Source organism: Pediococcus sp. AC40 (assembly GCF_030252485.1).
GTDB classification, from domain to species: Bacteria; Bacillota; Bacilli; order Lactobacillales; family Lactobacillaceae; genus Pediococcus; species Pediococcus acidilactici.
This window is the reverse complement of record NZ_CP127012.1, coordinates 93,317-108,665: the sequence shown is the minus strand read 5'-3', so window position 1 is coordinate 108,665 and position 15,349 is coordinate 93,317. Positions and strand designations below refer to the sequence as shown.

8 protein-coding genes and 3 rRNA genes are annotated in these 15,349 nt (G+C 43.8%); 3 read left to right on the top strand and 8 right to left on the bottom strand.

Annotated elements, in window-relative coordinates; all coding sequences use genetic code 11:
• Positions 1-352: 352 nt before the first annotated feature.
• A complete protein-coding gene (locus tag NL111_RS00475) occupies positions 353-601 on the bottom strand; it encodes a hypothetical protein (RefSeq protein WP_002830829.1) in 249 nt (82 codons plus the stop codon).
• 529 nt (positions 602-1,130) lie between these two features.
• Positions 1,131-1,406, bottom strand: coding sequence for a helix-turn-helix domain-containing protein (locus tag NL111_RS00470; protein WP_002830828.1), 276 nt, complete (start codon positions 1,404-1,406; stop codon positions 1,131-1,133).
• A 585-nt stretch (positions 1,407-1,991) separates the two neighbouring features.
• On the opposite strand from NL111_RS00470, the gene NL111_RS00465 reads away from it, so the two are divergent.
• The 3 genes from NL111_RS00465 (at position 1,992) to NL111_RS00455 (ending at position 6,731) form a co-directional block, all read left to right on the top strand.
• Positions 1,992-3,467, top strand: coding sequence for a BglG family transcription antiterminator (locus tag NL111_RS00465; RefSeq protein WP_285110302.1), 1,476 nt, complete (start codon positions 1,992-1,994; stop codon positions 3,465-3,467).
• Between the two features lie 30 nt (positions 3,468-3,497).
• Positions 3,498-5,801 (top strand): hypothetical protein, encoded by a 2,304-nt coding sequence (locus NL111_RS00460; RefSeq protein WP_285110301.1) that lies wholly within the window; start codon positions 3,498-3,500, stop codon positions 5,799-5,801.
• A 114-nt stretch (positions 5,802-5,915) separates the two neighbouring features.
• Positions 5,916-6,731: a manganese catalase gene (locus tag NL111_RS00455; RefSeq protein WP_285110300.1), complete on the top strand. Its 816-nt coding sequence runs from the start codon at positions 5,916-5,918 to the stop codon at positions 6,729-6,731.
• A gap of 105 nt (positions 6,732-6,836) precedes the next feature.
• Here NL111_RS00455 and NL111_RS00450 read toward each other — a convergent pair whose 3' ends face one another.
• The 6 genes from NL111_RS00450 to NL111_RS00425 form a co-directional block, all read right to left on the bottom strand.
• Positions 6,837-7,394, bottom strand: coding sequence for a sigma-70 family RNA polymerase sigma factor (locus tag NL111_RS00450; RefSeq protein ID WP_285110299.1), 558 nt, complete (start codon positions 7,392-7,394; stop codon positions 6,837-6,839).
• A gap of 272 nt (positions 7,395-7,666) precedes the next feature.
• On the bottom strand, positions 7,667-8,830 hold the full coding sequence (locus NL111_RS00445; RefSeq protein WP_285110298.1) for a galactokinase: 1,164 nt from the start codon (positions 8,828-8,830) through the stop codon (positions 7,667-7,669).
• A 102-nt stretch (positions 8,831-8,932) separates the two neighbouring features.
• Positions 8,933-9,949, bottom strand: coding sequence for an aldo/keto reductase (locus NL111_RS00440; protein WP_285110297.1), 1,017 nt, complete (start codon positions 9,947-9,949; stop codon positions 8,933-8,935).
• 175 nt (positions 9,950-10,124) lie between these two features.
• Positions 10,125-10,241: ribosomal RNA gene (rrf, locus tag NL111_RS00435) — 5S ribosomal RNA — on the bottom strand.
• A gap of 95 nt (positions 10,242-10,336) precedes the next feature.
• Positions 10,337-13,258: ribosomal RNA gene (locus NL111_RS00430) — 23S ribosomal RNA — on the bottom strand.
• A 221-nt stretch (positions 13,259-13,479) separates the two neighbouring features.
• Positions 13,480-15,056, bottom strand: a 16S ribosomal RNA gene (locus tag NL111_RS00425).
• Together the 16S, 23S and 5S rRNA genes form the textbook arrangement of a ribosomal RNA operon.
• Between the last annotated feature and the right edge of the window lie 293 nt (positions 15,057-15,349).

Sequence of the window (15,349 nt, the reverse complement as noted above, 5' to 3'; positions counted from 1 at the left end):
ATTGCAGAGCAAATCCATCGTTACCCCCGGACATATAATGCGGGTACAAGAAATAATTATCCTTCTGTAAGTTATTTCTCTAAAAATGCAAAAAAAGTTCTAAAATAAAACTGGAGTTGGACGTTAAGAATCCAACTCCAGTTTTTTAGCTATTTTTGAAACCCGCTTACGTAATTCAACCGGTTTTCTATAGCTACTCTGCAATTATCCCCCAATAAAAGCAAAGTTCTTCTGTATGCGTCTACTCCCACTAAGTGGGACAAAGGTATTTTAAAAATTATTTGTTTAAGTTTACTGCGACCCCTTGGTAAATGCATTCTCGGCCAACAATCTTTAAAACTTGATTGAGGCACTATTGCGATTCGAACTTCGGAGTCCGGTTTTCCATAAAATCAAAGATATTCACTACCGTTGCTTGCCACATCCGTTTTTTCACCGGAATTGATTGCCAAAACATTGGTTTATCGGCAAGTACTTCGTTAAAAATATCTGTCAAAGCTGCTGCCGTTTGTCGCAATTTTTGCCGACTTTTGTAAATTTCAAAATCGACAACTTTGTTATTTACTTGGCTATTTTCCCTGTGAAAAATTTGTGGTCCCATGTGAATTATCCCCCTTAAAAGCTATTACCTGTAACTAATGCTACCATCACTTTAAAATTTATTTATACCTTTGATTAGTTAAAACTTAACTTGTGTTGTTATAATATACTTTAAAATTCAAAAGTGCAAGCGTTTTATAGCTCCATTTCACAAAAAGTATCAATTTCACAAACTTTCCCGCTCAAAATATTAATTTACCGGCCTTAACCATCAAGGCACTTTAGCGATTCACAAGCAAACTTTTCTTGCGTATTTCATTTTTTTACCTTGTATAGTCATCTATTTTGAAATCTCATTTCAAAATAGATGGCAAAACAAAAAAACGTGGCCAATTTCGTAAAGAAAATGGTCACGTATTTGGGGGACGTTATGTTAGTTTATTTTTTATAAAGTTAAGTTTAAAAGTAGTCACTACATTGCTAGCCTGACAAACACTGCATCAGTTTCTTAGCAACTAACCACCCTTAACTTCATTACAAAAATAATTTTGTACGTTCAGTCACTGTCTCCTGACTGACTCACCAACTTATTAGTGCTGGTGCTTATACTTAGCTCTTCTTTCTCGGTTAATTTTCCTTAACTCTCGCTGTGCTTGAGCCAAAGTCATTTGGGGGCCGCAACCTAGAACTTCTTCCATTCCTTCACGGGTAACTAACCAACTATTCCCAAACTTGCGGATGGTCCCTTCAGGAAATACTTTTGTCCCGTTAATTTTTAAATGGCGAACGAAATTTTGCGACTTTCCCCACATCATTGCCGCTTCGCTGGCACTATATACCTCTAATTCGCGCAAATCGATGCCCATAAAAATAACTCCCTTAATTAAATCATTGCTACATTTGTTGTTTCCGGCCATGACTCGGCCACATTTTTAAACTAGGGGTTGCAATGGATCAATTGATTACCTTAACTACGCAGTTAAACCATCATCTATTATCATGGTTTTTCGCGCCGTTTGGTAAACCCCATCTACATTAGGTAGTATATATCATCATTCAGAAGTAAATTTCTCATAATTTTTGTTTTCTGAAAAAAATGGTCACTCGGCACCATTTTCCGTCTACGCATCGGTTTACCTAGTCGAATTTAAACCTTTTAAGGATATTAACCACTTTAACTTAATTTGTACATAAAGTAATAATTATAAAACTCATTAATTCAAAACGTACTAAAATGTTTTCCGTCCTACGTAAATAATCTAACTAACCCTAATCCATCCCCTATTCTCGCCAAGCATTGTAATTTGTATCGAAGACATGTCTAATTTGTCAGACAAAATTAACACCATAAAGTTTAAAAATTGTTACCAACTGTTTTTAACGCTAATTTCAATTGTGGCAACGTTCAACAAGCGGTATCATTACTAATAGAAGAGCTCTAGGAGGTATTTATGGATCCAATATTATTAATGGATAAAAAAGACCAATTATCTTTTGAAATTTTATCCTTAATCAACCGTGCCGCGGACGCACCTGTCAACATGGATCACGTTGCGGACAAGCTAGAAGTAAGCTCGTACAAATTAAATGCTGCGTTGAGTACCATTAACACTGATTTACGTGAACTCGCTCCCCAGCAAAATATCCACATTAACGAATTACAAAAAGGGCTGTGGCAAGCACAAAACCTTTCCAGTTTAGTAATCAATAAAATTCGGTTGGTGTACGTATTACGTTCTCCCCTTTTACCTGTGTTTGAGTATTTAATGTTTTATGAAAACCTAAAGACTCCTAACCAGTATTTACAAGACACTCCAATTAGCCGATCAGTATTTTACCGACAAATTAAAATGCTGAATAAAATCATCGCTAATTATTCTAAGGACAACCCTAAAAATGGAAAAGTGGGGGAAGAATTTCATCAGCGGTTACTTTTATTTCAGTTTTATTACAGCCTTTACAACGGACTTGATTCGCCATTTCCTGAACTAAACGACCTAGTTGACCAAATCGTTCAAGCATGCCAACCTTATTTCACGCACCCCTTACGATTAAGTCAAAAATTTAAATTGTCAATCTTTTTGCGAATCTGGATTCTTCGACATCGTAATCAAAACTACAACGAAACCTTAACCGTCGATGTTGACGAAAATAACGATCAATATCAGCAGTTGTCTCAACGTTTACAACGCGTTCTCGGGCGTCATTTTAATTTAAATAGGTATGAAATGAGTTACTTCTACGGCTTTTTGCTTGCAAAAGGCTATATTTCCGACTCTAGCAACCGGGTTATATCAAATAACTTTCCTTTAGCAACCCAGTTAACTAACAGTCTTATTCAGTGGCTAAAGGACTACCCCATTACGTCAACTCTAGACGAAAACACCGAGGAGTCCCTTCGCCACGATTTAATTAACGTTAACCTTCAATTAACTTCATTTTATATTGAACCATCTACTTTCGTACGGGAAAATTCCATCAAATTTTTCGAGAAAACTTACCCATCGTTTGATATTCTAATTCACCGATTTTTACAGAGCATCCAGACTGAACACGAAATTACCCTGGACGCTCCTAAGTGGGTTAACCTTTACTATGGTTATATGTTTGCGTTAATCAATAACATCCCCGCCCGTTTGTTAAAAGAACGAGTTTACGTGGCGGTTGATTTTTCTCAAGGAGATTTATATACCGAATATGTAATCAATTCTTTAGATGCGTTTCATCATGCGAATATTATTATTGAGACAAACATTTCTAAAAATACAGACATCTTTGTATCTGATATTTATTCACAATCTGTAAAGCAACCTCAATTAACTTGGGAAGATCCTCCAACTCCAGAAGACTGGACTAATTTAGGGGATATCATTGAAAACGTTCGAGCTAAAAAAGCTTTTGCATTGTTTAACCAACCAATTTACTAATGATTAATAAGATTAAGGAGAAATCAAGGAATGTCTAATAAAAATTCAAGTAAAAAGTTTACAACTCTTTTGCGGTCGACATTTGCCTTTTCCTTAGCTACCGTGGGGATCGTTAGCGCTCCTCTACTTAAAAATACAGTTTTACACTGCCGATTACCATTGGCAGAATTAATCGCTCATGCTGATGAAACCCCTGACTTAAGTTCCATTTACTATGACGACGATACAAATATGTTCACCAGCAGAGATAAAAGTTGGTCAGTGAAAGTTAATGGTAGGATTTATTCTTTGTTAATTAATCATTTGGGAAGCTATCGCTCTGTCACTCCTGATACCGAAGGAGTAATGCTGTTTAAGCTGGACTCCCCGCCGGTCAACGCAACTTATACCTTGACCGTTGGCGACCAAGTTATCAATACGGGAGCTATCCATCCGATTAATTTAAACGGGCATACTTACTATGGAGCTACCCTTTCCAAAACGATTATTCAAAAGTTAGTCCACGAAGTAGTGCGCACGAAAACTTCCGGACGTATCAAATTTACAAACATTCCTGAAGTACTTCCTATTTCTGACTTTCCAATGGACGTAAATACGATTTTAAACGTTTCGTTACCAACGGCGGAGTACTATACTGACGAACAGAGCCTCGCTGATCATATTGCTGGATTGAAACTCAGTCTAACGGATCCTGACGGAAAAGTAGTTAACAAAGTCTCCATTGAAAAAGATTGGATTGAAACCGACAAGAATTCCAATTTACCGGGGACTTACCAATACACTTTAAACAACCTTGGTAAACAAGCGTTACGGAAAAAGTTAGGTGATATGGGTGGAGATTACTGGGTTTACCACCAGCACTATACGTTGGGCGACGTCGGAACCGGAAAAGTTACCGTACTACCTAAAAATCCAACGGAAGTAACCGCCACGGTTAGTTACGTAGACGCAACTACTGGCAAAACGGTCGCGACCGATAAAATTAAGGGCTTGATTAACGATGTTGGAATTTATCAAGTTCACTTGCCTAAGGGATATCAATTAGCTACGGGACAGCTTCAAAAAATCAAATATAGGCTTACTATCAGCCGTTCGGCCAACCTGACCGTTAAAGTAATCCAAGCCTCGGATGATTCATCTGATTCTTCAGATTCAGGCGATAATTCATCCAGCGGCGACGACCATTCTTCGTCGGATAATGGTTCCTCTAGTGACGGCCACTCTTCATCAGATGATAGTTCATCTAGCGACGACCACTCTTCGTCAGATAACAGCTCCTCTGGCGATGACCATTCTTCGTCAGATGATAGTTCATCTGGTGATAATCATTCTTCGCCAGATAATGGTTCCTCTAGTGACGGTCACTCTTCATCAGATGGTAGTTCATCTGGTGATGATCATTCTTCGTCGGATAACAGCTCCTCTAGCGACGACCACTCTTCGTCAGATAATAGTTCATCTGGAGACGACCATTCTTCGTCAGACAATAGTTCATCCGGTGACGACCATTCTTCAAAAGATAATGGTTCTAGTAAGGATAACCACCAAAGTGACCATTCTGATGAACCTGGTTCAGCTAGCTCTAGTAACGGTAAGGCTTCGTCGAACAATTCCGCGGATTCTTCGAGTTCCCCGGCTAGCCATCATCATTCAAGTAACCATTCTGACCATCAAGGAAGTTCACGGAATCCTTCGCACGGAACGTCATCAAGTTCCTATAAAACGGCTTCTGTTTCTCCAAAACGAAGCACGGTAACCATTGCGTTCGTTGATGAAAATGGTCACGTGGTTGATCAACAGATTTACAGTGGTTGGCAAAATACGCGGGTTCCTTTTGAACTTTCTGACCACATCTTAGGTTTCCTGCGTCATGGCTACGATTTAGTTTCGCCAGGAACGCCACTCAGCCAACTAAAATTTGGCACCGGCAACGCTACTTATCGGATTGGATTACAAAAACGGGATACACCTATATTTACGAACGCGTTAGCCGCTAGCAAATCCGCGGATCAGTCGACCGCTAACCAGCAACCTGCTAAAAAAGCTAACCAACGGTCTCATTCTAAAAATAGCGACCACCCCGTTTTAGTAGAAGAGTTAACCCAACGGTCTCGGCTACAGGAAAATCTAGCTAAGCAGCACTTTTCCGCAAAACATAATCTGGTTGATCCACGTTTACAATCACCTTTAGCGCCGCCTGACGATGCTGCGAATAACTTCTTTAGCGGCTCCCACGGTGGTGGCGGTGGTGGAAACGGTGGCGAGGTTGATCCTGACCTAGGAGCCTTCTTCACTGCATTAGCTGGCAGAGTTAATTTCACACAACAAACCTAGTTACTTGCTGGATATTTTTCAGCAACCTAAAGTAAAAAATCTAAGCATTAAATTTGTAAAACATCCCCCCTATCCTTTATATTGGCATCACACTAAAGAATAGGGGGGAATTTTATGTTTCGACACCAAAAAGAATTACAATTTGAAGCTAAGCCTACTCAACCTGATCCAACGGTTGCCAAGTATTTACAAGAATTAATTGGCGGTCAGTATGGAGAAATGAGCGTGGCCATGCAGTACCTCTTCCAGGGCTGGAGTTGCCGCGGAGAAGCTAAGTATAAGGACATGATCCTCGACATTGCTACCGAAGAAATTGGACACGTAGAAATGTTAGCTACTATGGTAGCGCGTCTACTAGAAGATGCACCTGTCGAAGACCAACAGGCGGCAATGGAACAAGATCCCGTAGTTGGAGCAGTGATTGCCGGTATGAATCCACAACATGCCATTGTAGCAGGATTAGGACCGCGCCCAGCTGATAGTGTAGGGAATCCATGGAGCGGGGCCTATATCATTTCTAGTGGCAATTTACTTGCTGACTTCCGCGCCAACCTTAATGCAGAATCACAAGGCCGTTTGCAAGCGGCGCGGATTTACGAAATGGTCGACGATCCAGGGGTGAAAGATCTCTTAGCCGTACTTCTTGTCCGGGATAGCTACCACCAAAATCAATGGGCGGCAGCAATCAAAGAATTAGAGGAACAAGTTGGAACGATTCTGGTGCCAAGCGATTTCCCACGTGAAAAAGAGCGTAAGGACATTGCCTACGACTTCTACAACTTCTCTAAAGGAGATGAAAGTAGCCAAGGTGCTTGGGCACATGGTGAAGCTCTTGATGGCGAAGGCGAATACAAGTGGCAAGCAGAACCTAAAGCGGAAGGTCAAGCTCCTGACTTAAAACCTGTTAACCCTAAAATGTATGGTTCTTAAACAAAAGTAAGAAATCAGCACCTTTTTTCATTTAAAAAACTCAAAAGTCCTAGTTACCCAGGTTATGTAAAACCGGATAACTAGGACTTTTATTTATCTTTGAAACTAATTATCAGCATTTCCTGCGATAATCTTTAGCGCCTTCTGTCCAACTTTTCGCCGGCGTTTGGAGATGCTCTGGGGGCTCACCCCCTCTCGTTGGGCGATTTCTCGGCCCGATAATTGCTTCACGTACCGGTAGCACAAAAAACGTTTTTCCGGGGGCGTACAAATTGCGTAAACTCGCTGGAATAAGTCGTCAGCTAACACCTGTTGCTCACGAGAGGAACAGCGATATTGTCGCGGAAGGTTAGTCACGTCCGTGGATAGCTCGGCAGTTTGCCAATTTTTAACCATCGTCTGGCGTTTCAACGAATTAAGTGTCCGCCAATAGATTGCTTGGTAGGCAAACATCCGAAACTCCTTTAGGTCACTTTCGGGATTTCGGGGAAAGCATACGTATGCACGGGCATAGGTTAGCCGCGCTTCCTGTAAAAAATCTTCAAAATCCGGTTGATACGGGCGAATGTTTAGTTTCTTTAGTGCTCCAAACACTATTTTTTGGTTTCCGTTAGTTAATAAGTGGTCTAATCCTGCTTTTAAAGTGCGATTTTTTGGTAACATAGCTTGAATCTCCTAAAGTAAAAGATCCAAGGGCCCTTGGTCACTGTTTATAATACGTAACCAACTTTGCAAATATAATGGGACACTTTTAGCTCTAAAACTGCAGTTTTCGCTCAAAAAAGTGTAGTTTGCCGTTAAAATGAGATTACCATTAAAAAATCGCAAATTAATGAGCCCAAAAAACGGAAACTCGAATTTCATTTCTCGAAATCAAGTTTCCGTTTGGTATAAATTATAAAGCTTTTAAAAATTAGTCAATCTGCAGCATCTTTTTAAACCTTATGTGGACCGTCGACAATTTTGGCTTCATAAAAGTCAGCCGCATAGCCAAAACGGTCTTGGTATTTTTGCCCCACCGTTTTTACTAACTCGTCGACTTGATCCTTTTCGATTAGGGCAATTGCGCACCCGCCAAAACCGCCGCCGATCATGCGAGCTCCAAGTACTCCCGGTGATTGCCAAACTTCGTCTACAAGCATATCTAACTCCGGAGCGCTAACTTCGTAGTCGAATTGTAAAGAGACGTGTGAAGCACTCACCAACCGCCCGAAGAGCTTCAGGTCGCCTTGTTTGAGGGCTTCCCGGGCTTCAATAGTTCGCTGATTTTCAAAAACCGCGTGACGGGCCCGCTTAATCAACGTTTCGTCGTTAATTAGGTAGGCGTACTGGTCGAACGCATCCTTAGTTAATTCACCCAGTGCGTTAATGTTTAGTTTGGTTTGCAACCGCCGCAACGCTTCTTCACATTCCGCACGGCGGGTATTGTACTCGGAATTAACTAATTCATGCGGTTTATTGGTATTCATGATCAAAATTACGTTATTATTCAAATCTAACGGTGCGTAGTCATATTCCATGGTGTTGGTATCCAGGAAAGTGGCTTCGTTTCGCCGTCCCATTTCAACCGCAAATTGATCCATAATCCCTGAATTCACCTTAATATAGTTATTTTCGACGCGTTGCCCAGCCTTGACGAGTTCAATCGGCGTAATCCGCAAGTTAAACTGGTCGTTTAAAATGGTGCCCATCAGCATTTCAATCGAGGCTGATGATGACAACCCCGCCCCATCCGGTAGATCACCTTCCAAATACAACTCAAAACCGTGATCATAATCGTGAGAGAGTTCGCGGATTTCTAGCATCATTCCACGTAAATAGTTGCTCCACTTATACTTCGCATCGTACTCAAGATCGTTAACGTCAAATTCGATAATGCCAGTATCCGGGAGGTTTCCTGAATACATCTTCACCTGCGTATCATCACGACCACGGTACGCGCCGTAAGTTCCCAGGCTAATCGCACAAGGAAAGACGTGACCACCGTTATAATCGGTATGCTCACCGATTAAATTAATCCGTCCTGGTGAAAAATAGACTTCTTCAGCTTCAGTTTTGAAAATTTGATGGAACTTTTCTGCAATTGCTTCTTTAAGCATAATTATCCTCCAAATTGGTTTCATTCTGTTACGGGAAACGGTTTCACGTAATATTCTACACCAATTTTTAGTAGGATTAAACGAAACGCTACCAGGCGCGGTTTAACGCGCATCCCAATCAATCGGACTTTGCGCAGCTAAAATTTGATCAATTTGCATGAGTTCGTCATCGGTAAAGTCGAGGTTTTTGAGTGCATTGACGTTGTTAATTACCTGCTGTACCCGACTTGCACCAATTAATACACTTGCTACCACTGGCTTCCGCAAGTTCCACGCCAACGCCATTTGTGCCAAACTTTGTCCCCGCTTTTTCGCAACTTCGTTTAATTTTTTGACGGTTTCAAGGGTCTCTTCCACTTGTACAGGACTCAAGAACGGAATGGTTTGCTTCTTTGCGCGTGAATTTTCGTCAATTCCTTGTAAATATTTATCCGTTAGCAATCCTTGCGACAATGAACTGTAACTGGTTGCCGCCTTCCCTTCGCGTTCCAAAACGGGGAAGAGGTCCGTTTCTACGTCCCGGTTAAACATGTTGTAACGGGGTTGGTTAATAATAAATGGAGTTCGTAACTCTTTGAAAATCTTGGTGATTGCCGCCGTTTGTTCTCCGTTATAGTTGGAAATTCCCACATAAAGAGCTTTCCCAGAACGAACCAGCTGGTCTAATGCTAACGCTGTTTCTTCAACAGGAGTCTTCGGATCCGCACGGTGGCTGTAGAATATATCAAAATAATCTAAACCAGTCCGTTTTAAGCTTTGGTCCGCACTCGCGATAATGCTCTTCCGGGATCCCCAATTTCCATAAGGTCCGGGCCACATTACAAACCCCGCCTTACTGGCAATTACCATTTCGTCGCGATAGTGGTGTAAATCACTTTTCACAATCCGTCCAAAATTTTCTTCGGCACTCCCTGGAATGGGTCCGTAATTATTAGCTAAATCAAAGTAGGTAATTCCTAGGTCAAAAGCTTTAAATAGAATTTCCTTTTGATTTTCTAACGGATCCACGCTACCAAAGTTATTCCAAAGGCCTAACCCAATCGCGGATAACTTCAATCCACTGTTACCCACCCGATTATAAATCATATTGTCATAACGCTGTTCACTAGCTTTATACATTATTACTCCTCCTTTTTGATCACTCGTCACAGCAACAATACAGCTTATAAAAATAAAATACAAGTAACCGCTTCACTTCTTATAGAAAAAACACTTACTCTCAGCCCTGGAGTTTCCTAATTTGCTTTATTAGAACACAAAAAAAGAGCCTTCCTTTCGGAAGACCCTTGAGTTTGCATGGCAACGTCCTACCCTCGCAGGGGGCGATCCCCCAACTACTCTTGGCGTTAAGAAGCTTGACTTCTGTGTTCGACATGGGAACAGGTATATCCTTCTCACTATCGTCACCACACTCTGTGCTAACTTGCGTTATCACTTGAGAAAACTTTTGTCCTCTCAAAACTGAATAATATCTACATTTCTTTCGAGTTACTTGCCACGTTCTACTTGGTTAAGTCCTCGACCGATTAGTACTAGTCCGCTCCATGTATCGCTACACTTCCACTTCTAGCCTATCTACCTGATCATCTCTCAGGGGTCTTACTTGCCCGAAGGCAATGGGAAATCTCATCTTGAGGCGAGTTTCACACTTAGATGCTTTCAGCGTTTATCTCATCCACACATAGCTACCCAGCGATGCTCCTGGCGGAACAACTGGTACACCAGCGGTGTGTCCATCCCGGTCCTCTCGTACTAAGGACAGCTCCTCTCAAATTTCCTACGCCCGCGACGGATAGGGACCGAACTGTCTCACGACGTTCTGAACCCAGCTCGCGTACCGCTTTAATGGGCGAACAGCCCAACCCTTGGGACCGACTACAGCCCCAGGATGCGATGAGCCGACATCGAGGTGCCAAACCTCCCCGTCGATGTGAACTCTTGGGGAGATAAGCCTGTTATCCCCAGGGTAGCTTTTATCCGTTGAGCGATGGCCCTTCCATACGGAACCACCGGATCACTAAGCCCGACTTTCGTCCCTGCTCGACCTGTCTGTCTCGCAGTCAAGCTCCCTTCTGCCTTTACACTCTGCGAATGATTTCCAACCATTCTGAGGGAACCTTTGGGCGCCTCCGTTACCTTTTAGGAGGCGACCGCCCCAGTCAAACTGCCCACCAGACACTGTCTCCCGCCACGATTAGTGGCGCGGGTTAGAGGGTTCATACAACGAGGGTAGTATCCCACTTGCGCCTCCTCCGAAACTAGCGTTCCGGATTCTACGGCTCCTACCTATCCTGTACAAGCTGTACAAACACTCAATATCAAGTTACAGTAAAGCTCCATGGGGTCTTTCCGTCCTGTCGCGGGTAACCCGCATCTTCACGGGTATTATAATTTCACCGAGTCTCTCGTTGAGACAGTGCCCAGATCGTTACGCCTTTCGTGCGGGTCGGAACTTACCCGACAAGGAATTTCGCTACCTTAGGACCGTTATAGTTACGGCCGCCGTTTACTGGGGCTTCAGTTCAAAGCTTCGCTTACGCTAACTCATCCCCTTAACCTTCCAGCACCGGGCAGGCGTCAGCCCCTATACGTCATCTTACGATTTTGCAGAAACCTGTGTTTTTGATAAACAGTCGCCTGGGCCTTTTCACTGCGGCTGATCTTGCGATCAGCACCCCTTCTCCCGAAGTTACGGGGTCATTTTGCCGAGTTCCTTAACGAGAGTTCTCTCGCTCACCTTAGGATACTCTCCTCGACTACCTGTGTCGGTTTGCGGTACGGGTAGTTAAACTCTAACTAGAAGCTTTTCTCGGCAGCGTGACGTCAGGAACTTCGTTACTTAAATTTCACTCCCCATCACCGCTTGTCCTTAAGAAGTCAAGCATTTGACTCGACTTCAGACTTACGGCTTGGACACCCACTTCCAATCGGGTGCATTCCTTAGCCTCCTGCGTCCCTCCATTGTTCAAACAAGTTTAACTAGTACAGGAATCTCAACCTGTTATCCATCGCCTACGCCTCTCGGCCTCGGCTTAGGTCCCGACTAACCCTGGGAGGACGAGCCTTCCCCAGGAAACCTTAGTCATACGGTGGATAGGATTCTCACCTATCTTTCGCTACTCATACCGGCATTCTCACTTCTAAGCGCTCCAACAGTCCTCACGGTCTGCCTTCGTCGCCCTTAGAACGCTCTCCTATCACGCCACCTAATGGTGGCATCCACAGTCTCGGTAATATGTTTAAGCCCCGGTACATTTTCGGCGCAGGATCACTCGACTAGTGAGCTATTACGCACTCTTTAAATGGTGGCTGCTTCTGAGCCAACATCCTAGTTGTCTATGCAACTCCACATCCTTTTCCACTTAACATATATTTAGGGACCTTAACTGGTGGTCTGGGCTGTTCCCCTTTCGACGATGGATCTTATCACTCACCGTCTGACTCCCGGACATAAATCGATGGCATTCGGAGTTTATCTGAATTCGGTAACCCATGACGGGCCCCTAGTCCAAACAGTGGCTCTACCTCCACGATCCTAATTCCGAGGCTAGCCCTAAAGCTATTTCGGAGAGAACCAGCTATCTCCAAGTTCGTTTGGAATTTCACCGCTACCCACACCTCATCTCAGCACTTTTCAACGTACACGAGTTCGGTCCTCCAGTGCGTTTTACCGCACCTTCAACCTGGACATGGGTAGGTCACTTGGTTTCGGGTCTACATCCGCATACTAATTCGCCCTCTTCAGACTCGCTTTCGCTTCGGCTCCGTCTCTTCAACTTAACCTGGCATACGAACGTAACTCGCCGGTTCATTCTACAAAAGGCACGCCATCACCCATTAACGGGCTCTGACTTCTTGTAGGCACATGGTTTCAAGAACTATTTCACTCCCCTTCCGGGGTGCTTTTCACCTTTCCCTCACGGTACTGGTTCACTATCGGTCACTAGGTAGTATTTAGCCTTGGGAGATGGTCCTCCCGGATTCCGACGGAATTTCACGTGCTCCGCCGTACTCAGGATCCTGAACTGAGGGAGTTTGATTTAACTTACGGGGCTGTCACCCTCTCTGGCTGGCCTTCCCAGGCCCTTCAGCTATCAAGCTCTTTGGTAACTCAAATGTTCAGTCCTACAACCCCAAGAAGCAAGCTTCTTGGTTTGGGCTGTTCCCGTTTCGCTCGCCGCTACTCAGGGAATCGAATTTTCTTTCTGTTCCTGTGGGTACTGAGATGTTTCAGTTCCCCACGTTTACCTTCACACATCCTATGAATTCAGATGCGGATAATAGTCGATTAAAACTATTGGGTTGCCCCATTCGGAAATCCCCGGATCAAAGCTTACTTACAGCTCCCCGAGGCATATCGGTGTTAGTCCCGTCCTTCATCGGCTCCTAGTACCAAGGCATCCACCATGCGCCCTTCCTAACTTAACCTAACTTTACCTACGGTAAAGCGATTAATTGAGTATTGCGATTATTTTGAACTAATCTTGTTTAACTCTTTAAAATTACGCGGTTTTCTCTCGGTTTAATTATGATTAATTAAAATTAGAAAATTATAGATATTATTCAGTTTTCAAAGAACAAAAGTGAGAGTAGACCTCTCAAAACTAAACAAAACTTTGACTCGTGTGCGGTTCCGTATTATTCCTTAGAAAGGAGGTGATCCAGCCGCAGGTTCTCCTACGGCTACCTTGTTACGACTTCACCCTAATCATCTGTCCCACCTTAGACGGCTAGCTCCTAAAAGGTTACCCCACCGGCTTTGGGTGTTACAAACTCTCATGGTGTGACGGGCGGTGTGTACAAGGCCCGGGAACGTATTCACCGCGGCATGCTGATCCGCGATTACTAGCGATTCCGACTTCGTGTAGGCGAGTTGCAGCCTACAGTCCGAACTGAGAATGGTTTTAAGAGATTAGCTAAACCTCGCGGTTTCGCAACTCGTTGTACCATCCATTGTAGCACGTGTGTAGCCCAGGTCATAAGGGGCATGATGATTTGACGTCGTCCCCACCTTCCTCCGGTTTGTCACCGGCAGTCTCACTAGAGTGCCCAACTGAATGCTGGCAACTAGTAATAAGGGTTGCGCTCGTTGCGGGACTTAACCCAACATCTCACGACACGAGCTGACGACAACCATGCACCACCTGTCATTCTGTCCCCGAAGGGAACGCCTAATCTCTTAGGTTGGCAGAAGATGTCAAGACCTGGTAAGGTTCTTCGCGTAGCTTCGAATTAAACCACATGCTCCACCGCTTGTGCGGGCCCCCGTCAATTCTTTTGAGTTTCAACCTTGCGGTCGTACTCCCCAGGCGGATTACTTAATGCGTTAGCTGCAGCACTGAAGGGCGGAAACCCTCCAACACTTAGTAATCATCGTTTACGGCATGGACTACCAGGGTATCTAATCCTGTTCGCTACCCATGCTTTCGAGCCTCAGCGTCAGTTACAGACCAGACAGCCGCCTTCGCCACTGGTGTTCTTCCATATATCTACGCATTTCACCGCTACACATGGAGTTCCACTGTCCTCTTCTGCACTCAAGTCTCCCAGTTTCCAATGCACTTCTTCGGTTGAGCCGAAGGCTTTCACATTAGACTTAAAAGACCGCCTGCGCTCGCTTTACGCCCAATAAATCCGGATAACGCTTGCCACCTACGTATTACCGCGGCTGCTGGCACGTAGTTAGCCGTGGCTTTCTGGTTAAATACCGTCACTGGGTGAACAGTTACTCTCACCCACGTTCTTCTTTAACAACAGAGCTTTACGAGCCGAAACCCTTCTTCACTCACGCGGCGTTGCTCCATCAGACTTGCGTCCATTGTGGAAGATTCCCTACTGCTGCCTCCCGTAGGAGTCTGGGCCGTGTCTCAGTCCCAATGTGGCCGATTACCCTCTCAGGTCGGCTACGCATCATCGCCTTGGTGAGCCGTTACCTCACCAACTAGCTAATGCGCCGCGGGTCCATCCAGAAGTGATAGCAGAGCCATCTTTTAAAAGAAAACCAGGCGGTTTTCTCTGTTATACGGTATTAGCATCTGTTTCCAGGTGTTATCCCCTGCTTCTGGGCAGGTTACCCACGTGTTACTCACCCGTCCGCCACTCACTTCGTGTTAAAATCTCATTCAGTGCAAGCACGTCCTGATCAATTAACGGAAGTTCGTTCGACTTGCATGTATTAGGCACGCCGCCAGCGTTCATCCTGAGCCAAGATCAAACTCTCATATTAAAATGATGAGTCTTTTTCAAGCTCATTAATTGTTTGTTTTTGCGAATTGACTTCGCATGTTTGTTCTCACTAAATCAATTTGATTTGCGAGTCCTCACACGATCGTTTGTCAAAATTTTGTTCAGTTTTCAAAGGTCTACCAACGTTGCGTTAACAACACTTATGTCGTTTAACACAACTTTTTAAGTATATCGTGAGGAGTAATTTATGTCAAGGATTAATTTCAATTAATTTGAAGAATCAATGACGTTGTCCCTCGCGACAACAGAAATATACTATACACTCATCTCCGC